Annotated in this window: 21 protein-coding genes; 4 read left to right on the forward strand and 17 right to left on the reverse strand. The window is 69.8% G+C overall.

Annotated features, from left to right (window positions below):
- Position 1 precedes the first annotated feature (1 nt).
- Positions 2–1,396 (reverse strand): M23 family metallopeptidase, encoded by a 1,395-nt coding sequence (locus QTN24_RS13625; RefSeq protein WP_124682431.1) that lies wholly within the window; start codon positions 1,394–1,396, stop codon positions 2–4.
- Between the two features lie 216 nt (positions 1,397–1,612).
- Between QTN24_RS13625 and tyrS the strand changes: the two genes are divergently transcribed.
- The 4 genes from tyrS to QTN24_RS13645 are packed head-to-tail and all read left to right on the forward strand — an operon-like array spanning position 1,613 to position 4,745.
- A complete protein-coding gene (tyrS, locus tag QTN24_RS13630) occupies positions 1,613–2,854 on the forward strand; it encodes a tyrosine--tRNA ligase (RefSeq protein ID WP_313837717.1) in 1,242 nt (413 codons plus the stop codon).
- Between the two features lie 7 nt (positions 2,855–2,861).
- Positions 2,862–3,332, forward strand: coding sequence for a D-aminoacyl-tRNA deacylase (gene dtd, locus QTN24_RS13635; protein WP_124682429.1), 471 nt, complete (start codon positions 2,862–2,864; stop codon positions 3,330–3,332).
- Between the two features lie 33 nt (positions 3,333–3,365).
- Positions 3,366–4,025 carry a YbhB/YbcL family Raf kinase inhibitor-like protein gene (locus QTN24_RS13640; RefSeq protein ID WP_124682428.1) on the forward strand — a complete coding sequence of 220 codons (660 nt, stop codon included), beginning with the start codon at positions 3,366–3,368 and terminating at the stop codon, positions 4,023–4,025.
- A 45-nt stretch (positions 4,026–4,070) separates the two neighbouring features.
- On the forward strand, positions 4,071–4,745 hold the full coding sequence (locus tag QTN24_RS13645) for a histidine phosphatase family protein (RefSeq protein WP_313837718.1): 675 nt from the start codon (positions 4,071–4,073) through the stop codon (positions 4,743–4,745).
- 15 nt (positions 4,746–4,760) lie between these two features.
- Here QTN24_RS13645 and QTN24_RS13650 read toward each other — a convergent pair whose 3' ends face one another.
- From QTN24_RS13650 to QTN24_RS13725, 16 genes are all read right to left on the reverse strand, one after another.
- On the reverse strand, positions 4,761–5,495 hold the full coding sequence (locus QTN24_RS13650; RefSeq protein WP_124682426.1) for a queuosine precursor transporter: 735 nt from the start codon (positions 5,493–5,495) through the stop codon (positions 4,761–4,763).
- 141 nt (positions 5,496–5,636) lie between these two features.
- Positions 5,637–6,224: a YSC84-related protein gene (locus QTN24_RS13655; RefSeq protein ID WP_124682425.1), complete on the reverse strand. Its 588-nt coding sequence runs from the start codon at positions 6,222–6,224 to the stop codon at positions 5,637–5,639.
- A 49-nt stretch (positions 6,225–6,273) separates the two neighbouring features.
- Positions 6,274–6,864: a hypothetical protein gene (locus QTN24_RS13660; RefSeq protein WP_124682424.1), complete on the reverse strand. Its 591-nt coding sequence runs from the start codon at positions 6,862–6,864 to the stop codon at positions 6,274–6,276.
- A 138-nt stretch (positions 6,865–7,002) separates the two neighbouring features.
- Positions 7,003–8,070: a Holliday junction branch migration DNA helicase RuvB gene (ruvB, locus tag QTN24_RS13665; protein WP_313837719.1), complete on the reverse strand. Its 1,068-nt coding sequence runs from the start codon at positions 8,068–8,070 to the stop codon at positions 7,003–7,005.
- 49 nt (positions 8,071–8,119) lie between these two features.
- Positions 8,120–8,698, reverse strand: coding sequence for a Holliday junction branch migration protein RuvA (gene ruvA, locus QTN24_RS13670; protein WP_313837720.1), 579 nt, complete (start codon positions 8,696–8,698; stop codon positions 8,120–8,122).
- A 73-nt stretch (positions 8,699–8,771) separates the two neighbouring features.
- Entirely contained in the window at positions 8,772–9,938 is a 1,167-nt protein-coding gene (locus QTN24_RS13675; RefSeq protein ID WP_124682421.1) for a glycerophosphodiester phosphodiesterase, read from the reverse strand.
- A 116-nt stretch (positions 9,939–10,054) separates the two neighbouring features.
- Entirely contained in the window at positions 10,055–10,600 is a 546-nt protein-coding gene (ruvC, locus tag QTN24_RS13680; RefSeq protein WP_124682420.1) for a crossover junction endodeoxyribonuclease RuvC, read from the reverse strand.
- A gap of 18 nt (positions 10,601–10,618) precedes the next feature.
- Positions 10,619–12,193: a bifunctional phosphoribosylaminoimidazolecarboxamide formyltransferase/IMP cyclohydrolase gene (gene purH / locus QTN24_RS13685; protein ID WP_124682419.1), complete on the reverse strand. Its 1,575-nt coding sequence runs from the start codon at positions 12,191–12,193 to the stop codon at positions 10,619–10,621.
- Between the two features lie 16 nt (positions 12,194–12,209).
- Positions 12,210–12,443, reverse strand: a complete 234-nt coding sequence (locus QTN24_RS13690) for a Fis family transcriptional regulator (RefSeq protein WP_061954782.1) — start codon at positions 12,441–12,443, stop codon at positions 12,210–12,212.
- The gene (gene dusB, locus QTN24_RS13695) at positions 12,440–13,507 is read right to left on the reverse strand and encodes a tRNA dihydrouridine synthase DusB (protein ID WP_124682418.1); all 1,068 of its coding nucleotides are present in this window, start codon (positions 13,505–13,507) and stop codon (positions 12,440–12,442) included. Before dusB ends, QTN24_RS13690 begins: the two co-directional genes overlap by 4 nt.
- A 185-nt stretch (positions 13,508–13,692) precedes the next feature.
- Positions 13,693–14,982: a UbiH/UbiF/VisC/COQ6 family ubiquinone biosynthesis hydroxylase gene (locus QTN24_RS13700; RefSeq protein ID WP_313837721.1), complete on the reverse strand. Its 1,290-nt coding sequence runs from the start codon at positions 14,980–14,982 to the stop codon at positions 13,693–13,695.
- Entirely contained in the window at positions 14,960–15,433 is a 474-nt protein-coding gene (locus QTN24_RS13705) for a hypothetical protein (protein WP_313837722.1), read from the reverse strand. The genes QTN24_RS13700 and QTN24_RS13705 overlap by 23 nt, the downstream gene beginning before the upstream one ends.
- Entirely contained in the window at positions 15,430–16,827 is a 1,398-nt protein-coding gene (locus QTN24_RS13710; RefSeq protein WP_313837723.1) for an aminopeptidase P N-terminal domain-containing protein, read from the reverse strand. Before QTN24_RS13710 ends, QTN24_RS13705 begins: the two co-directional genes overlap by 4 nt.
- 117 nt (positions 16,828–16,944) lie before the next feature.
- On the reverse strand, positions 16,945–17,655 hold the full coding sequence (gene murU / locus QTN24_RS13715) for an N-acetylmuramate alpha-1-phosphate uridylyltransferase MurU (RefSeq protein ID WP_124682414.1): 711 nt from the start codon (positions 17,653–17,655) through the stop codon (positions 16,945–16,947).
- Positions 17,652–17,975, reverse strand: coding sequence for an AzlD domain-containing protein (locus QTN24_RS13720; RefSeq protein ID WP_313837724.1), 324 nt, complete (start codon positions 17,973–17,975; stop codon positions 17,652–17,654). The genes murU and QTN24_RS13720 overlap by 4 nt, the downstream gene beginning before the upstream one ends.
- Positions 17,972–18,658 (reverse strand): AzlC family ABC transporter permease, encoded by a 687-nt coding sequence (locus QTN24_RS13725; RefSeq protein WP_253700031.1) that lies wholly within the window; start codon positions 18,656–18,658, stop codon positions 17,972–17,974. The genes QTN24_RS13720 and QTN24_RS13725 overlap by 4 nt, the downstream gene beginning before the upstream one ends.
- Positions 18,659–18,738: the final 80 nt, after the last annotated feature.

Consider the following 18,738-nt stretch of genomic DNA (forward strand, 5'->3'; position numbering starts at 1 on the left):
ATCAGTTGCTGGCGGTCAGGACGTTGTAGGTGCGCAGCATGTTGATGCGGCTTAGCATGGCGCTCGTGTAGGAAAGGAATTCCGCGCGCGACTTGCCGGTCAGCGTCGGCGCTTCCATCAGCGTCGTGGTCAGCGGGTTCTGCGGCACGTCGTTGTAGCGGAATTCGTAGTGCAGGTGCGGCCCGGTCGCCCAGCCCGTCGAACCCACATAGCCAATCACCTGGCCCTGGTTCACGTGCTGGCCCTCGCGGATGCCTGCAAAGCCGGACAGGTGGGCGTAGTACGTGGAATAGCCGCCCGCGTGCTGCAGCACGATGATGTTGCCGTAGCCGTTCTGCTGGCCGACGAACTCCACGGTGGCATCGCCGGTGGCAAAGACCTTGGTGCCCTGCGGCGCGGCAAAGTCCACGCCCTTGTGCTGGGCCCACTGGTGGTGCAGCGGATGGTCGCGGCCGCCAAAGCCCGACGACATCCGCGAATACTCGACTGGCGACCGCAGGAACGGCCGTTTCATGCTGCGGCCATCGAACGTGTAGTACGCGCCGGGTTCGCCGTCCTCGGGCGAATACCAGAGCGCCTGGTACAGCGTGTTGCGGTTGATCAGCTCGATGGCCACCACGCGCCCGTTGCGCACGAACGCGCCGTCGCGGAAGCCGGCCTCGTAGACGATGCGGAAGCGGTCGCCGCGGGCGATGTCATGGTGGAAGTCGATCACGCCCGAAAAGATCGAGATCATCTGGCTGACCACCTCGTCGGGCACGTTGGCGGCGTCCATCGACTTGAAGAAGCCGGCGGCGTCGATCGCGCCCGACGCCATCTCGTAGTGCACGTCGTTGTCGACCGACGCGATGCGCGCCTTGTACGTGTAGTCGCCGCCGTCTTTCTTTGGCGCCACGCGCTCGATCACCAGTTCGCGCGACGCCGTGGCGTCGCCGCCCAGGTTGGCCTGCAGCGACACCAGCAGGTTGCTGTCGTCGATCTCGGCCTGCACGGTCTGGCCCGGGTTCAGGCTGAACAGCCCGCGGGCGGTGGGATTCTTGAGGATGAACGCCTGGGCGTCCGGGTCCTCGACGCCAAGCCGGCGCAGCAGCGTGGCGATGGTGTCGCCGCGCTGCATGCGCTCCTGGCGCACGTAGACGCTGCCGCCGTCGGCTTCGGTCAACTGGGCAAGCTGCTCGCTGACGTCGGGCATGCGCAGGGGCTGCTGCACGCGCGGGGCGAGCGGATCGTCGAAGGCGTTGCGGGGGGCAACGCCCATCGCGGCCGCCATGCCGAGCGTGAAGACCGTGCCGACGGCAACGGTCAACTGCTTGCGGCGGCGCGCATGCTGGGGATTCGTAGGGTCGACAAGGACCACCAGCTCACGCGCGAAAACTTCGCGGAGACTAGACCACATCACGTAGAATTCAAGCTTTCGGTATTGCCAGGCCGCTGCCGCGACGATATGTCTCGTCTGCCTTCCTCCCCCGAGGTGCGGTGCGGGCGTTGTCTGTGTGCCGCCTGCTTGGCGGCCGGCCGACGGATCGGGTCCGTCAGGCACGAAGCGCGGATTATACCAGAACAATGCTGGCCGTCCGTCGCAATTTCTTTATAGATTTCAAAGACTTACGTCATGAGTGAAGTGTCCTCGGCCGCCGCGCCCCAATATCCACTTACGCCGTCGGTGATGCGCGCACTGGAGATCACCAAGCGCGGCTGCGACGAGCTTCTGGTCGAATCCGAGTGGCTCCAGAAGCTCGCGCGCAGCGAGGCCACCGGCGTGCCGCTGCGCATCAAGCTGGGCCTGGACCCGACCGCGCCCGACATCCACCTCGGCCATACGGTCGTGCTCAACAAGCTGCGCCAGTTGCAGGACTTGGGTCACCAGGTGATCTTCCTGATCGGCGATTTCACGTCGACGATCGGCGATCCGTCGGGCCGCAACAGCACGCGCCCGCCGCTGACTCGCGAGCAGATCGAGGCCAACGCCCAGACCTACTACCGGCAGGCCAGCCTGGTGCTGGACCCGGCCCGCACCGAGATCCGCTACAACAGCGAGTGGTGCGATCCGCTTGGCGCGCGCGGCATGATCCAGCTTGCCGCAAAGTACACCGTGGCCCGCATGATGGAGCGCGACGACTTCACCAAGCGGTTCCGGTCTGGGATTCCCATTTCGGTCCATGAGTTCCTTTATCCGCTCATGCAGGGCTACGATTCGGTCGCGCTGAAGTCCGACCTGGAGCTGGGCGGCACCGACCAGAAGTTCAACCTGCTGGTGGGGCGCGAGCTGCAGAAGGAATACGGCCAGGAGTCGCAGTGCATCCTGACCATGCCGCTGCTGGTGGGCCTGGACGGCGTCGAGAAGATGTCGAAGTCCAAGCACAACTACATCGGCGTGACCGAGGCCCCGAACGACATGTTCGGCAAGCTGATGAGCATTTCGGACGACCTGATGTGGCAGTACTTCACGCTGCTGTCGTTCCGGCCGATGAGCGAGATCGACCTGATGAAGCAGGAGATCGCGGTGGGTCGCAACCCGCGCGACTGCAAGGTGGCGCTGGCGCAGGAGATTGTGGCGCGCTTCCACAGCCAGGCCGATGCCGAGGCGGCGCTGGAGGCGTTCAACCACCGCGCCCGCGGCGGCATCCCCGACGACATCCCGGCGGTCAGCCTGGCCGGCGCGCCGCTGGGCATCGCGCAACTGCTCAAGCAGGCCAACCTGGTGCCGTCGACGTCGGAAGCCAACCGCAACATCGAGCAGGGCGGCGTGAAGATCGATGGCGAGACCGTCAGCGACAAGGCGGTGAAGATCGCCGCCGGCACCTACGTGGTCCAGGTGGGCAAGCGCCGCTTTGCGCGCGTGACGCTGTCCTGAGCCCGCGATGATCGCCCTGATCCAGCGCGTATCGCAGGCCCGCGTGACCGTCGGCGGCCGGACCACCGGCGAGATCGGCGCCGGCCTGCTGGCGCTGGTCTGCGCCGAGCGCGGCGACACCGAGGCCCAGGCCGAGCGGCTGCTGGCCAAGCTGCTGTCGTACCGCGTGTTTGCCGATGCCGAGGGCCGGATGAACCTGCCAGTGCAGAACATCGACGGCAACGGCACGGCGGGCGGGCTGCTCGTGGTGTCCCAGTTCACGCTCGCGGCCGATACCAACAGCGGCACGCGCCCCAGCTTTACCCCGGCGGCGTCGCCCGAGGACGGCCGCCGGCTCTATGATCACTTCGTGGCCCGCGCCCGCGCCGCGCATCCGACGGTCCAGACCGGGGAATTCGGCGCCATGATGCAGGTCAGCCTCACCAACGATGGTCCCGTCACGTTCTGGCTGCGCGTGCCGCCGGCCGGCACGGCCTGACGGGCGCCGCCTGACATATCGAAGGAGATTGCCATGAAACTGTGGAGCAACGCCTTTGCGGACAACGCGCCGATCCCCGGCGAGTTCGCGTTCTGCGTGCCGGATGCCGCGGCCCATGTCACGCTGTCGGCCAACCGCAATCCGGACCTGCACTGGGACGACGTGCCGGCCGGCACGCGGTCGTTCGTGCTGCTGGCGCACGATCCCGACGTCCCGAGCCGGGGCGACGACGTGAACCAGGAAGGCCGCGAGGTGCCGGCGTCGCTGCCGCGCGTGGACTTCTTCCACTGGGTGCTGATCGATATTCCGCCCGGCCTGAACACGATCTCGGCCGCCACGCACAGCGACGGCGTGATCGCGCGCGGCAAGCCGGGCCCCGAGGCGCTGGTGGGCACGGCCACCGCGGGCGGCCTGCGCCATGGCGTGAACGACTACACGGGCTGGTTTGCCGGCGACGAGGACATGAAGGGCCACTACTTCGGCTATGACGGCCCGTGCCCGCCGTGGAACGATGCCATCCCGCACCGCTACATCTTCACGGTGTACGCGCTGGATATCGACCGCGTACCCGTGGAAGGCCATTTCACCGGGGCCGACGTGCGCCGCGCGATCGAAGGCCACGTGCTGGCCGAAGCCAGCTACACCGGCACCTACACGCTCAACCCCCGGCTCCTGCAGCAGGCGGGCCAATAGGCAAGCCGGCGCCCGAACCGAATCCGTCGCCCCCAAGGAACCGGCATGTTGCAAAGCTCCGGCCCGCAGTCGCTGGCCTACACCCACCTGATCGTGATCCGCCATGGCGAGACGGCCTGGAACCGCGAACGGCGGCTCCAGGGCCAGATCGACATCCCGCTCAACGACACGGGCCGGGCGCAGGCCCGCGCGCTGGCCGAGGCGCTGACCGGCGAGCCGATCGACGCGGTGTACACCAGCGACCTGGGCCGCGCCCGCGAAACGGCCATGCCGCTGGCCCAGGCGCTGGGTCTGACGGTGCACGCCGAGCCGCGGCTGCGCGAGCGCTGCTATGGCGACCTGGAAGGCATGACCTATGCCGAGGTGGCGGAAAAGCGTCCTGAGGATTTCGCGCGCTGGCAGGCCCGCGTGCCCGACTACGCGCCGCCCGGCGGCGAGTCGCTGCGCGAATTCCACGAGCGGGCGGTGGAGGTGGCGCTGTCGCTGTCGCGCCGCCATCCGGGCGAGCGGATCGCGCTGGTGGCCCACGGCGGCGTGCTCGACTGCCTGTATCGCGAAGCCACCGGCATGACGCTGGAGGCGCCGCGCACGCATGAACTGCTCAACGCCAGCGTCAACCGGCTGCGCTGCGACAGCGCCAACCTGACGCTGCTGCAATGGGGCGATGTCAGCCACCTGGAAGCGCTGACGCTCGACGAGGTCGACCGCCGGGTTCCTTGAAATCCGGCCCGGCCCTCAGACGCGCAGCCGGAACGGCGTGAAGTTCGTGTCGCGGTCGTACCAGTCCTCGTTCTCGGCACGCTTCAGGAACGCCACCACCTTGTAGGTGACCGGGGTCATCACGACCTCCCAGCCGGTCTTCAGCACGTACTGTGCGATGGCTACCTGGATGACCTTTTCCAGCGGCCAGATCCCGTAGAACGCAATCACGTAAAACAGCGACGAATCGACCAGCTCGCCGGCCAGCGTCGAGCCGATCGTGCGCGTCCACAGCCAGCGCCCGCCGGTCCACAGCTTCATCTTGGCCAGCGTGTAGCTGTTGGCGAAACTGCCACAGCAGAACGCGATCAGCGATCCCAGCGCGATCCGCCAGGTGTTGCCGAACACGTCCTCCAGGCTCTTCTGGTAGTCGTGCATGAAAGGCGCCACCGGCATGCGCAGCACCACGAAGGCCATGAACGTGGCAAACGCCAGCGCCGCAAAGCCGGCCCACACCACACGGCGGTCGCGCCCGTAGCCGTAGACCTCGGTCAGCACGTCGCCAAAGATGTACGAGACCGGGAAGAACAGCACCCCCGCGCCGAAGGTGACCGGGCCGATGACAGGCAGCGTCACCTGCGCCGCCTTGGCCGCGCCGATCAGGTTCGAGCACAGCAGCACCGTGACGAACGCCACCATCACGAGGTCGTAGTAGCGATAGACGCGCCCGGTGTGGCCGGAGGGGGCGGGGGCGGCAAGCGGGTCGGGCATGGGGAGATCCGGGGGCGGGGACAGGTTCCGGGCGATTATGCCAGCGGCGCGGCGGATGCGTCGCACGGACGAAAAAAAGCCCGGCCGGAGCCGGGCATCGTCCATCTGCCACCCCGGCGGCGGGGCGGCACCATCGAACCGCTACAGGTCCAGCTTGCTGATCTTGGCGCCGTTCAGCGACACATCGACCATCAGGCCGGCGTTGGTCTGCACGAAGGCGATTACCGGCTGCTGGGCCGTGACCGTGTCGACCATGCCATTGGCGCCCACCTTGGCCAGCGCCACGCTGGCGTCGGCGCCCACGGTCCAGCCCTTGGACTGCACGAACTTGTTGTACGCGTCGGGCGTCATGAACATGATGATGACCGAGCGCGACTGGCCGCCGGCGGTCAGGCCGATCGACCCGGCAATGGTCCGGTAGTAGCCCTGCGTGGCGCCCTTGCTGCGCAGCGCGCCGTCGCCGTACTCGCCGCCCACCACCAGCCCGCCGGACAGCACGCGCGGGAAGATCAGGATGCCCTGCGCGCGGTTGCCCAGCTCCTGGGCGTTCTTCACCGACGCATAGAGCCGGTTCAGCGCGCCGTCCGCGCCGGCGTCGATTTCCTTGCGCTTGGCCGCCGCATCGGTGCCGGCGCCGGTGCCGGTGGTCGTACAGCCGGCCGCAAAGGCGGCGGTGGCCACCAGCAGGCCCGACCCGGCCACGCGGGTCACGAACTGACGTCGATCCATTTGTCGTCTCCTGGAATAGGTGCTGCGTCAGAGGGAGGGGGGAGGCGGCTCAGCCGGCGGCCGGCGCCTTGACCGTGATCGCCACCACTTCCTTGATCACGAACTTGGCCATCTGGCCCTTCTTGATCGATGCCAGGTCGATGTTCGGGTCCTGGACCTTGACGGTGCGCAGCGTCTCGCGCGGGCCGCGGAACGTGACGGTGCGGCGGGCCGTGTCGACGTTGGTGATCTGCGCGGTGATGGTCGTGGTGATCTCGCGCATCACGCCGGGCTTGCCGCCCTCGGGCGCGCGCGACACGCGCTCCACCTGTTCCATCAGCGCCGTGTCCTTGCTGCCGATCGGCTCCAGCGCGGCCACGATGGCGGCGCCGCGCGTCAGCGTGACGATGTCGCCCTTCCGGACGTTGCCGATGTTCTTGGCCTCGTCGCCGGCCACGATCTCCACCAGGTTGCCGCGCGGGCCCTGCACCAGCACCGCATTGGTCGAGGCGTCGATGTCGACCACCTTGCCGCTGACCACGGCCTCCTCGGCCACGCCGATCGGCGCGGGCGTCGACGGCTTTTGCGCATGGGCGGCGCCGGCCCAGGCGAACATCAGGCAGGCGGCGGCGGAAAGGGCGGTTCTGGCTCGCAGTTTCATGGCAGTCCTTAAGGCGCGTAGGCGCGTTTTGTAAAAAGGATGCAGCCATTGTGGACAACCCGCCATAGGCGGGCAATCCACTTCGAAAAAATTTGCAGGCCCTGAGAAAACGTTTAATTGACGGCCCGCGATGGCGGGCTAGGGGGCGTCGAACATGTCACCGCCGGCGTCCGACCGGGGCGTAGCCAGGCCGAAATGACGGTACGCGGCGGCCGTGGCCACGCGCCCGCGCGGGGTGCGCTGCAGGTAACCCTGCTGGATCAAATACGGCTCCAGCACGTCCTCGATCGTGTCGCGCGCCTCGCCAATGGCGGCCGCCAGGTTGTCCACGCCCACCGGGCCGCCGTCGAACTTGTGCAGCACGGCCTCCAGTAGCTTGCGGTCCATCAGGTCGAAGCCGACCGTGTCGACGTCCAGCATCGCCAGCGCCTTGTCGGCCAGATCGCGCGTGATGGTGCCGTCGCCCTTGACCTCGGCGTAGTCGCGCACGCGGCGCAGCAGCCGGTTGGCGATCCGGGGCGTGCCGCGCGCCCGGCGGGCAATCTCCAGCGCGCCGGCCGGGTCGATGGCCGCGTTGAGCAGGTGCGCAGACCGCGCCACGATGCGCGCCAGTTCGTCGGGCGTGTAGAACTCCAGCCGCGCCACGATGCCGAACCGGTCGCGCAGCGGGTTGGTCAGCATGCCGGCGCGCGTGGTGGCCCCCACCAGCGTGAACGGCTGCAGGTCCAGCTTGACCGAGCGGGCCGCCGGGCCTTCGCCGATCATGATGTCGATCTGGTAGTCCTCCAGCGCCGGGTACAGGATTTCCTCGACCACGGGCGACAGCCGGTGGATCTCGTCGATGAACAGGACGTCGTTGGCTTCGAGGTTGGTCAGCAGCGCGGCCAGGTCGCCGGGCCGTTCCAGCACCGGGCCGGACGTCTGGCGCAGGTTCACGCCCATCTCGCGGGCGATGATGTGCGCCAGCGTGGTCTTGCCCAGGCCGGGCGGGCCGAACAGCAGCACGTGGTCCAGTGCCTCGCGGCGCTTGCGGGCCGCGTGCATGAAGATGTCGAGCTGGCCGCGCACCTTTTCCTGGCCCACGTACTCGTCCAGCAGCTTGGGCCGCAGCGCGCGTTCGAAGGCTTCCTCCTGGGTGGAGGCGGGCGTGGCGGCGATGACGCGCTCGGGCGGGCGGTCACCAGTCAGCTTGTCGGTTTCTATCATGGCGGGTCACAGGCGGGATGGCGCCATTCTACCCGCCATGGGCCGCGTCCTAGCCCTTCGACAGCGCCTTGAGTGCCAGCTTGATGCCCTCGGACACGCCGGTGCCGGCCGGCACCTGCTTGATGGCCAGCGTGGCTTCCTTCTCGGAGTAGCCCAGCGCCAGCAGCGCGTTCAGGATGTCGGCGCTGTCCGGCGCCGGCGTGGTGCCCGGCGCGTGGCCCAGCTCGGCGCCCAGCTTGCCCTTCAGCTCCAGCAGCAGCCGCTCGGCCGTTTTCTTGCCGATGCCGGGGATCTTGGTCAGCCGGCCCGCTTCCTGCATCGTCACGGCCTGCGCCAGTTCCGCCACGGACAGCCCGGACAGCACCGCCAGCGCCATCCGCGCGCCGATGCCGGTGATCTTGATCAGCTCGCGGAACGTGTTGCGCTCGGTGGCGCTGCCGAAGCCGAACAGCAGGTGGGCGTCCTCGCGGACGATCTGCTGCGTGAGCAGCGTCACGGGATGGCCCACGGCCGGCAGGTTGTAGAACGTGCTCATCGGCACAGCGATCTCGTAGCCCACGCCGTGGCAGTCCACTAGCAGGTGCGGAGGGTTCTTTTCGAGCAGGGTGCCGGCGATGCGTCCAATCATGATGGGTGCGAAGGATGAATTGCGCGCCAGTGTAGCGCGGCCGCGTGCAACGCAGGGCGCCGCAATGGCCCGGTCAGCGCCCGTCCACCGCGCGGCGGCCCAGCGCCGGGTCGTCGGTGAAGAAGCCGTCCACGCCGGCCGCGATGAACGCCTGCACCTCGCGCACCATGCCGTCCGGGCTGCGCGTGGCGTCGCCGCCCGGCGCGCGCAGCGGCCGGGGCAGGAAGCTGTTCTCGGGCCGGAACGTGTACGGATGGACGGTCAGCCCGGCCGCGTGGGCGTTGGCCACCAGCGCCGTGGGCGCGCCCAGGCCGCCGGCATGGTCGCGCGGGATCACCAGGCTTTTCTCGGGGCCGATGCCGTTGGCGTAGGTGGCCACCTCGCGCAGGCCCAGCGGGGTCAGCATCGACGCATAGGTGCGGCTGTCGCCGGCCAGGCGCCAGTCGGCGGGGCGGCCCTGGGCGCTGCCCAGCAACTGCACGATCCGCACGTTGGGCATCGACGCGCCCAGCAGCCGCTTCATCGTGCGCAGCGGGCCCACCTCGAACGACTGCACGTAGACGGGCGCGGTGCGGGCGTAGCTGCTGTGCTGCAGCGCGGCGGCCAGCTTTTCCTCCAGCGGCAGGCCGATGCCGCGGAAGTAGCTCGGGTGCTTCAGTTCGGGATAGATGCCGACGCGGCTGCCGCGCCGGGCGGACGCCTGTTCGGCCAGCTTCAGGATCTCGTCGAGCGTCGGAATCTCGAACTGGTCGTTCAGCTTGGCGTTGTAGGGCCGCAGGTTCGGAATGCGCTCGCGGGCGCGCAGCGTCTTCAGCTCGGCCAGCGTGAAGTCCTCGGTGAACCAGCCGTCGATGCGTTCGCCGTCGATGACCTTGATGCGGCGCCGGCCCGCAAATTCGGGCACCTCGGCCACGTTGGTGGTGCCGGTGATGTTGTTCTCGTGCCGCGCCACGAGCACGCCGTCGCGCGTGGCCACCAGGTCGGGCTCGATGATGTCGGCGCCGTCGTCGATGGCCTTCTGGTACGACGCGAGCGTGTGCTCGGGCCGCAGCGCGCTGGCGCCCCGGTGGCCAATGACCAGCGCGGGCGGGGCCGGCGGGCGGGCCGTCGCGGCCGGCGCCGGGGCCTGCGCGGCCGGCGGCGCCGGAGCCACCGGCGCGCGCGGCGGCGTGGCGCAGCCCGCAATCAGCGTGGCAGTGGCGGCGGCAAGGGAAAGACGGCGGGCAAGGGCGTGCGGCATCGGGGGCGTTCCTGGCGGGATCTCGAACGCAAATTCTAAGCGAGCCGGGCGGGGGAGGAGAGGGCGGCGGACGGGCGGTCCGCCGAAGCGCATGGGCCGATCAGCCGATCAGCCGATCAGCCGATCAGGCGGCCGCGCCGGACGCGCAGCCCCTTGCGGGCCAGGTCCGGCGCCATCCCGGCGAGCGTGCCGAGCGTGTCGCCGCCGTTGGCGTGGCAGATCGCCACGCCCAGCGCGTCGGCCGCGTCGGAACTGGGGCGGCCGGACAGCGACAGCAGCCGCATCACCATCTCCTGCACCTGTTCCTTGTTGGCCCGGCCGTAGCCGACCACGGCCACCTTGAGCTGCAGCGCGGTGTACTCGTGCACCGTCAGCCCCTGGCCCACCAGGCCGCAGATGGCGGCGCCGCGCGCCTGCCCCAGCATCAGCGTGGACTGCGGGTTGACGTTGACGAACACCTTCTCGATGGCCGCGCAGTCGGGTGCGTAGGTGCGCGCCACCTCGGCAATGCCGTCGTAGAGCGTCTTCAGCCGCTGCGGGAGGCTTTCGTCGCCATTGCTGCGGATGGTGCCCGACGCCACGTACGCCAGCTTGCTGCCGTGCTTTTCCAGCACGCCAAAGCCGGTGGTCCGCAGGCCGGGGTCGATGCCGAGGATGCGCATGAAGCGGCGGGCGCCGGCTTAATGCCGGAAGTGCCGCGTTCCGGTCAGCACCATGGCGATGCCGCGCTCGTCGGCCGCGGCAATCACCTCGTCGTCGCGCATCGAGCCGCCCGGCTGGATCACGACCGTGGCGCCGGCGTCCACCACCACGTCCAGGCCGTCACGGAACGGGAAGAACGCGTCCGACGCCACGGCTGAGCCGGCCAGCGACAGCCCGGCGTTCTGGGCCTTGATGCTGGCGATGCGGGCCGAATCCACGCGGCTCATCTGGCCGGCGCCCACGCCCAGCGTCATGCCGTTGCCGCAGAACACGATGGCGTTCGACTTGACGAACTTGGCCACGCGCCACGCGAACATCAGGTCGTCCATTTCCTTGGGCGTCGGGTGGCGGCGCGTCACCACGCGCAGCTCGGACGGCTGCACGTTGCGCGCGTCCGGGCCCTGCACCAGCAGGCCGCCGCCCACGCGCTTCAGGTCGAACTGGTTCACGCCGCCGCCCAGCGGAATCTCCAGCAGGCGCACGTTCTGCTTGGCCGCGAACACGTTGCGCGCGGCGGTGCTGAACGACGGGGCAATCAGCACTTCGACAAACTGCTTCGCCACGGCCTGGGCGGCCGCTTCGTCCAGCTCGACGTTGAACGCGATGATGCCGCCGAAGGCCGAGGTCGAGTCGGTCTTGAACGCCTTTTCGTACGCTTCCAGCGCGTTGGCGCCCACCGCCACGCCGCACGGGTTGGCGTGCTTGATGATCACGCAGGCCGCGCCGGCTGCCGCCTCGAACGACTTCACGCACTCCCAGGCCGCATCGGCGTCGGCGATGTTGTTGTACGACAGTTCCTTGCCCTGCAGCTGCACGTAGTTGGCCAGCGCGCCGTCCACGGCCTTCAGGTCGCGGTAGAACGCGGCCGACTGGTGCGGGTTCTCGCCGTAGCGCATTTCCTGCACCTTCTCGAAGGCCAGGTTCAGCGTCTGCGGGTAGCTGCTGCGGCCCTGGTGGGACTTGTCGCTGCCCAGGCTGGTCAGGTAGTTGGTGATTGCGCCGTCGTACTGGGCCGTGTGCGCGAAGACCTTGGTCGCCAGGCGGAAGTTCGTGTCGTAGCCCACGGCGTTGCCGTTGGCGCGCATTTCGTCCAGCACCACGGCGTAGTCGGCCGGATCGACGATCACGGTCACGTCGCGGTGGTTCTTGGCGGCCGAGCGCAGCATGGTGGGGCCGCCGATGTCGATGTTCTCGATGGCGTCGGGCAGCGTGCAGTCGTCCTTGGCCACGGTCTGCTGGAACGGGTACAGGTTGACCACCAGCAGGTCGATCGTCGGGATCTTGTGCTCGGCCAGCGCGGCCATGTGCTCGGGCAGGTCGCGGCGGGCCAGGATGCCGCCGTGCACCTTCGGGTGCAGCGTCTTGACGCGGCCGTCCAGCATTTCGGGAAAGCCGGTGTAGTCGGCCACTTCCGTGACCGGCAGCCCGGCGTCGGCCAGCAGTTTGGCGGTGCCGCCGGTGGAAAGCAGCGTCACGCCGAGCGCGTTCAGTTCGCGCGCGAAGTCGACGATGCCGGTCTTGTCGGAGACGGAAAGGAGTGCTTGCTTGATCATGGCTTGGGGGAACGCGTCAAAGTAATCCGTGTTGCTGCAGCTTCTTGCGAAGGGTGTTGCGGTTGATGCCCAGGTACGCGGCCGCCAGCGACTGGTTGCGCTCGGCGCGCACCATCACGGCTTCCAGCAGCGGCCGCTCCACGGCCTCCAGCACCATGTTGTACATGTTGGACGGCACTTCGCCGTCCAGGTCGCGAAAGTAGGTATCCAGGCTGTCCCGGATACATTGGTCGATGGCGTTGCGGCTCATGCGGCAAGCAGTTCCCGTTTCTTGTTGTTGTCGATGTTGTCTTGTGCGTCCGGCGCGGCGGCGTCGTCGACGTAGACCAGGCGGTCCGAGATGGCCGCCTGCTCGTCGAAGAACGCATTCACGGCCTCCAACTGCGCGTCCGTGGTTTCCAGCGTGTTCATCCGGTGGCGGAACAGGTTCGCGCCCTTGAGCCCGCGCGTGTACCAGGCGATGTGCTTGCGCGCGGTGCGCACGCCGGTGAACTCGCCGTAGAACGCGTAGTGGTCGGCCAGGTGGTGGTTCATGATCGCGCGGATCTCGGCCACCTCGGGCGACGGCAGCAGCTCGCCCGTCTTCAGGAAGTGCTCGATCTCGCGGAACAGCCACGGGCGCCCCTGCGCGGCGCGGCCGATCATGATGGCGTCGGCGCCGGTCACCTGCAGCACGTGGCGCGCCTTCTGCGGCGACGTGATGTCGCCGTTGGCCACCACGGGGATGCGCAGCGCCGCCTTGACCGCGGCGATGGTCTCGTACTCGGCCTCGCCGTGGTACAGGTCGGCGCGGGTGCGGCCGTGGATCGTCAGCATGCTGATGCCGGCGTCCTGGGCCATGCGCGCCACGCGCAGCGCGTTCTTGTGCTCGCGGTCCCAGCCGGTGCGGATCTTCAGCGTCACGGGCACGCGGTCGCCCACGGCGCCCACCACGGCCTCGACGATCCGCACCACGAGCGGTTCGTTCTGCAGCAGCGCCGACCCGGCCGCCACGTTGCAGACCTTCTTGGCCGGGCAGCCCATGTTGATGTCGATGATCTGCGCGCCACGGTCGACGTTGTAGCGCGCCGCCTCGGCCATCATCGACGGCTCGGCGCCGGCAATCTGCACCGAGATCGGCTCGACCTCGCCCGTGTGATTGGCGCGCCGCATGGTCTTTTCGCTTTTCCACAGCTGGGCGTTCGACGCGACCATCTCGGACACTGCGTAGCCGGCGCCGAGCTGCTTGCAGAGCTGGCGGAACGGGCGGTCCGTCACCCCGGCCATCGGGGCGACAAAGAGGTTGTTGCGGAGCGTGTGGGGACCGATCTGCACGGTGGCGGCGCGTTGCGAAAGAAGCGAAAAAGGAAAGCCCGGCTAGTGCCGGCAATCCGGCAAACGGCGCCGGGGGTCGTATGCGAGGCCGGGATTTTACCGCCAAACCGGTACGGTTGCCCAATAAATAAGCAAATATCATGGAGCGGGGGCGGCGGCACGCCCCGGCACCTTGATCCGGCCGGCTAGCGCCGGGCGCCGAACATCATCTGCCGCGCCAGCGCGTGCTTGAGCGGCGCCACGCAGGCCAGCGCCGCCAGCGACGCGCCGCGCGCATGGGCCGCCAGCGGCCCGCCCACGCCAAACACGCGCGGCAGCAGGTCGGTGATGCCGATCGTCATCGCGCGGTCCAGGCGGTGGCGGCCCGCAAAGGCCTGCAACGCCTGCGGCGTGCAGCCGGCGCGCAGGGAATCGGCCAGCGCGAAGGCGTCGCGCAGGCCCAGGTTCAGGCCCTGGCCGGCCACCGGATGTAGCGTCTGCGCCGCATTGCCGACGGCCACCACCCGGTGCTGCACCGTGACCGGTGCCGCGTTCAGGCCCAGCGGAAACGCGTGGCGCTTGCCCACCAGCGTGAAGCGGCCCATGCGCGTGCCGAACGCGCGGCCCAGTTCATCGGCAAACAGGTCGTCCGGCAGTGCCAGCCGCCGCTGCGCCTGCTCCGGCGCGCAGCACCAGACCAGCGCGTAGCCGGTGACACCATGGTCCTCGTGCGGCAGCAGCGCCAGCGGCCCCTCGTCGGTGAACCGTTCCCAGGCCCAGCCCGGCAGCGGTTGCGTGCAGGTGACGTGGCCGATGATCGCCGTCTGGCCGTAGTCGCGGCGGCGCGCCGGATCAGTGCCGCGCGACAGGCGCTGCGCCTGCTGGTGGAACAGCCCGCCTTCGGCCTGCACGGCGATGCGGGCCGCAAAGGCCACGGGCAGGCCCTCATGGTCGGCGTGCGACACGCCGGTCAGCCGGACCACGGCGCCCGGCTGGCGTGCGCGCGCATCGTCGCCGCTGCCCTGGTCGAGATCGTCGATGCGGGTCTCGAACGCGCGTTCCAGCCGGCCGGGCGCGGCGTCGGCCGCCCGCGCCAGCGCGCGTTCCAGCGCCAGGCACAGGTCGCCGTACTTGACCACGTGGCCCAGCGCGGGCACGCCGTAGTCGTCGTGATGAAGCTTCACATGGCCAAAGCGGCCGCGCTGCGACACGTGGATGTGCTCGATCGGCTGCGCCGGCACGGGCCACGCGCCAATCTGCTCCAGCAACTGGCGGCTGCCGTGCGACAGCGCGATGGCGCGCGGGTCGCGCGCGGCGCGGGCCGGCGTGGCGGCATCGATCAGCACGATGCGCCATGGCGTGGTGCGCAGCAACTGGCAGGCCAGCGCCAGCCCCACCGGGCCGCCGCCGACGACGGCCACGTCGTGCGGCTCGCCGTGGCCGGTGCCAGGGGCGCCCAGGGTACCGAGGGTGTCAGCGTTGGCCGGCTGTGTCATGGTCGGGCTCCTCGTGCGCCGGGGCGGCGTCGGCCGCCGGGGCTTCGCCGCGCTTCCAGAGGTTGGCGTCGGTGCGGGCCTTGCCCGCGGCCGCGTCGCGCATCGCGTTGTCGAGCTTCTGCTGGTGGAAGCCCGGCAGCGCCTGCAGGCGCCGCAGCAGCGCGTCGTGGTTGGCGGCGGTCATCGGCACCACGCAGCCCTGCTGGCTCTGCGCGTCGCCGGCCAGGATCAGCCACGGCGTGCCGGTCCACGGCGCGCGGTCGGACACGCGCACCACCACGCGCTCCAGCGCGTCCCACGCCAGTTCTTCGCGCTGGCCGTCCGGGCGATGCACGACCAGGCGGTCGTCATGGAGATTCACCACGAACGGCTGGTTCGGGTCCACGGGATGCACCGTGCTCCGGTGCTTCGGTACGCCCACGCCAAACAGCTTGCTCAACAACGCCTTCATCGCGCCGCTCCTCCGTTGCCGCGCATCAGTGCCTCGATCTCGTCGGCCTTCACAGGCACGCCGCGCGTGATCAGTTCGCATTCGCCCGCGCTCACCACGGCGTCATCCTCGATGCGGATGCCGATATGCCAGTAGCGCTCGGGCACGTCCTCGGCCGGCCGCACGTAGATGCCCGGCTCGATCGTCAGCACCATGCCGGGTTCCAGCGGCCGCCACGGGCGCTCGCCCTCCTGGCCGGCCGGCAGCGGGCCGGGCACGCGGTATTCGCCCACGTCGTGCACGTCCATGCCAAGCCAGTGGCCGGTGCGGTGCATGTAGAAGCGGCGGTAGCTGCCGCTGGCCAGCACGTCGTCCAGCGTGCCTTCCTTGTTGCGGTCCAGCAGGCCCGTGTCGAGCATGCCCTGCGCCAGCACCTTCACCGCGGCGTCGTGCGGCACGTTGTACGGCACGCCGGCGCGAGTCTCGGCGATGGCGGCCTCCTGCGCGGCCAGCACCAGGTCGTACAGCTCGCGCTGGGCCGGCGAGAAGCGGCCCGAGACCGGGAACGTGCGCGTGATGTCAGACGCATAGCCGTCCAGCTCGCAGCCGGCGTCGATCAGGCACAGGTCGCCGTCGCGCAGTTCGCCGGGGCCGGCGCGGTAGTGCAGCACGCAGGCATTGGCCCCGCCGGCCACGATCGAGTTGTAGGCCACGCTCTGGGCGCCATGGCGGCGGAATTCGTACAGCAGCTCGGCTTCCAGGTGGTACTCGCGCAGCCCGGCGCGCGACGCGCGCATGGCGCGCACGTGGGCCTGCGCCGAGATCTCGGCCGCGCGGCGCATCGTCGCCAGCTCGCCGGCGTCCTTGAACAGCCGCATTTCGTCGAGCAGCGTGCGCACGTCCATGGCCACCGACGGCGACGAGACGCCGGCGCGGCCCTGCATGCGCACGCCATCGAGCCAGCGGCGCACGTCGGCGTCGATGGTGGCGGTGGCGGCCAGCGGGTAGGCCAGCTGGGCGCGGTTGGCCAGCAGCGGGGGCAGCAGCTTGTCGATGTCCTCGACCGAATGGGCCTCGTCGAAGCCGAACGTCGCGCGGGCGCCTTCGGGGCCGAAGCGGAAGCCGTCCCAGATCTCGCGTTCCTCGTGCCTGGGGCGGCAGAACAGGATGCTGCGGTCGCCGCCTTCGCCCGGCGCGCCGGCCACGAGCACCAGCACGGCCTCGGGTTCGGTGAAGCCGGTCAGGTAATAGAAATAGCTGTCGTGCCGGTACGGGTAGTCGCTGTCGCGGTTGCGCATGGCTTCCGGCGCGGTGGGCACGATCGCCACGCCACCGCCGGTGGCGCGCAACTGTTGCAGCACGCGGGCACGGCGGTCGCGGCACGCGCCAAGGAGAGCGGAATCGGGTGCGGACATGAGGCAGGCCGGTGAGGGGAATGTGCCGATTCTAAACCCGCCGGCCGGCGGTGCGGGCACGCCATGCGCCGCAACGGGCGCCCAGTAGGCCGCTTGGCGGGGCGGCGGGCGCGGGCGTCAGGCCCGCAGGGCGCGGTCCAGCGCGTCCAGCTGGGCCGGCGTGCCGACGTTTTCCCAGCGGCCGTCGAAGCGCTCGCCGGTGGCGGTACCGGCCCCGATCGCAGCGCGGTAGTACGGCGACATCGCCACCTTCTGCCCCGGCGCGATGTCGCGGAACAGCCGCGTGTCGTAGAGGCCGATGTTGCCGAACGTCAGCGCCTGGCCCGGCTGGCTGGCGTCGGGCAGGTGCAGCCGGCCGTCGTCGCCGAGCACGAAGTCGCCGCGCGGATGGAAGTCGGGATTCGGCACCATCACGAGGTGCATCTGCGGCCGCGCCGCGCCGGCCATCCTGCGCGCGCGCGGCAGCAGCGACGCGTAGTCGAAATCGCAGAAGATGTCGCCGGATACGGCCAGGAAGACGTCGTCGCCCGCGCCGGCGGTCAGCAGCGGCAGCGCCTGCGCGATGCCGCCCGCCGTCTCCAGCGCCGTGCCTTCCGCCGACCAGTGCAGGCGCACGCCAAACTGGCGGCCGTCGCCCAGCGCCGCTTCGAGCCGGTCGCCCAGCCAGGCATGGTTGATGACGATATCGGACAGCCCCGCGCGGGCCAGCGCCTCGATCTGCCAGACGATCAGCGGCTTGCCGCCCACGGCCAGCAGCGGCTTGGGCGTGGTGTCGGTCAGCGGGCGCATGCGGTCGCCGCGCCCGGCGGCAAAGATCATCGCTTTCAAAGCAGGGACTCCAGGGCGATCAGCGTGGCCATGCCGCCGGCAATGGTCCAGCCGACGCTGCGCGTGCGCGCGGCGATCACGATGGCGACCAGGCCGGCCACCAGCCGCGCGTTGTAGGGGCTCAGGTACACCGCGCCGTCGCGCATCAGCAGGTCCGGCGCGATCAGCGCGGACAGCATCGCGGCCGGCACGAACTGCAACGCCGTGCGGAACCACGGCGGCAGGTGCACGCGGCCTTCGACGGCGATGAACGACAGGCGGATCAGGTAGGTGGCCAGGCCCGCGCCCAGGAACACCCAGAGCAAGGTCAGCGCACTCATGCCGCGTGCTCCTTGCCGTCGGCGCGGGGCGCGCGCTGGCCGCCACGGGGGTGCCCCCGCAGCAGCAGCATGCCCGCCGCGATGCCGCCCAGCGCCGCCACCATGATCCCGAGCTTGTGCGGCATGGCGTAGCACACCACGGCCAGCGCCGTGGCCACCAGCGCGGCGGCCACGTGGGCGCGATGCTTGAGGTTGGGCACGATGATCGCGATGAACGTCAGCGGCAGGAAGAAGTCGAGCGGCCAGTCACGCGGCACCTGGGCGCCCACCAGCACGCCGGCCAGCGTCGACACCTGCCAGCTCGTCCAGAGCGAGACGCCGGCGCCGAAGTAGAACCAGTGGCGATAGCGCGCGCGGGGGCCGGTATCGCCCAGCCGGCGCGTCATGGCGGCGAAGGCCTCGTCGGTCAGCAGGTAGGCCACCAGCGCCTTCCAGCGGCGCGGCAGCGGCGCCAGCGACGGCGCGATCGTGGCCGAATAGAGCGCGTGCCGCAGGTTGACCATCGCCACGGTGAACGCGATGACCAGCGCCGGCGTGCCGGCCGACCAGAGCTGGGTCAGGATCATCTGCGACGCGCCGCCGAAAACGATGGCGCTCATCGCGCAGGCCAGCCAGGCCGGCATGCCGGCGTTGACCGCCAGCACGCCATAGATCAGGCCGAACGGCACCACGCCGAGCAGCATCGGCGCCAGCGCGCGCACGCCGGCCCACCACTCGCCACGGCGGGTGATGGCGGGGTCTGCGGCGGAGTCAGGGGGCGTCG

The sequence above is a fragment of the Cupriavidus sp. SZY C1 genome, from assembly GCF_032190535.1.
GTDB classification, from domain to species: domain Bacteria; phylum Pseudomonadota; class Gammaproteobacteria; order Burkholderiales; family Burkholderiaceae; genus Cupriavidus; species Cupriavidus pauculus_C.

Bases quoted from the DNA above. Each gene is read 5' to 3' on its own strand.
- QTN24_RS13625 (WP_124682431.1), bottom strand. From the start codon at position 1,396: ATGTGGTCTAGTCTCCGCGAAGTTTTCGCGCGTGAGCTGGTGGTCCTT.
- tyrS (WP_313837717.1), top strand. From the start codon at position 1,613: ATGAGTGAAGTGTCCTCGGCCGCCGCGCCCCAATATCCACTTACGCCG.
- dtd (WP_124682429.1), top strand. From the start codon at position 2,862: ATGATCGCCCTGATCCAGCGCGTATCGCAGGCCCGCGTGACCGTCGGC.
- QTN24_RS13640 (WP_124682428.1), top strand. From the start codon at position 3,366: ATGAAACTGTGGAGCAACGCCTTTGCGGACAACGCGCCGATCCCCGGC.
- QTN24_RS13645 (WP_313837718.1), top strand. From the start codon at position 4,071: ATGTTGCAAAGCTCCGGCCCGCAGTCGCTGGCCTACACCCACCTGATC.
- QTN24_RS13650 (WP_124682426.1), bottom strand. From the start codon at position 5,495: ATGCCCGACCCGCTTGCCGCCCCCGCCCCCTCCGGCCACACCGGGCGC.
- QTN24_RS13655 (WP_124682425.1), bottom strand. From the start codon at position 6,224: ATGGATCGACGTCAGTTCGTGACCCGCGTGGCCGGGTCGGGCCTGCTG.
- QTN24_RS13660 (WP_124682424.1), bottom strand. From the start codon at position 6,864: ATGAAACTGCGAGCCAGAACCGCCCTTTCCGCCGCCGCCTGCCTGATG.
- ruvB (WP_313837719.1), bottom strand. From the start codon at position 8,070: ATGATAGAAACCGACAAGCTGACTGGTGACCGCCCGCCCGAGCGCGTC.
- ruvA (WP_313837720.1), bottom strand. From the start codon at position 8,698: ATGATTGGACGCATCGCCGGCACCCTGCTCGAAAAGAACCCTCCGCAC.
- QTN24_RS13675 (WP_124682421.1), bottom strand. From the start codon at position 9,938: ATGCCGCACGCCCTTGCCCGCCGTCTTTCCCTTGCCGCCGCCACTGCC.
- ruvC (WP_124682420.1), bottom strand. From the start codon at position 10,600: ATGCGCATCCTCGGCATCGACCCCGGCCTGCGGACCACCGGCTTTGGC.
- purH (WP_124682419.1), bottom strand. From the start codon at position 12,193: ATGATCAAGCAAGCACTCCTTTCCGTCTCCGACAAGACCGGCATCGTC.
- QTN24_RS13690 (WP_061954782.1), bottom strand. From the start codon at position 12,443: ATGAGCCGCAACGCCATCGACCAATGTATCCGGGACAGCCTGGATACC.
- QTN24_RS13700 (WP_313837721.1), bottom strand. From the start codon at position 14,982: ATGACACAGCCGGCCAACGCTGACACCCTCGGTACCCTGGGCGCCCCT.
- QTN24_RS13705 (WP_313837722.1), bottom strand. From the start codon at position 15,433: ATGAAGGCGTTGTTGAGCAAGCTGTTTGGCGTGGGCGTACCGAAGCAC.
- QTN24_RS13710 (WP_313837723.1), bottom strand. From the start codon at position 16,827: ATGTCCGCACCCGATTCCGCTCTCCTTGGCGCGTGCCGCGACCGCCGT.
- QTN24_RS13720 (WP_313837724.1), bottom strand. From the start codon at position 17,975: ATGAGTGCGCTGACCTTGCTCTGGGTGTTCCTGGGCGCGGGCCTGGCC.
- QTN24_RS13725 (WP_253700031.1), bottom strand. From the start codon at position 18,658: ATGCTGCTCGGCGTGGTGCCGTTCGGCCTGATCTATGGCGTGCTGGCG.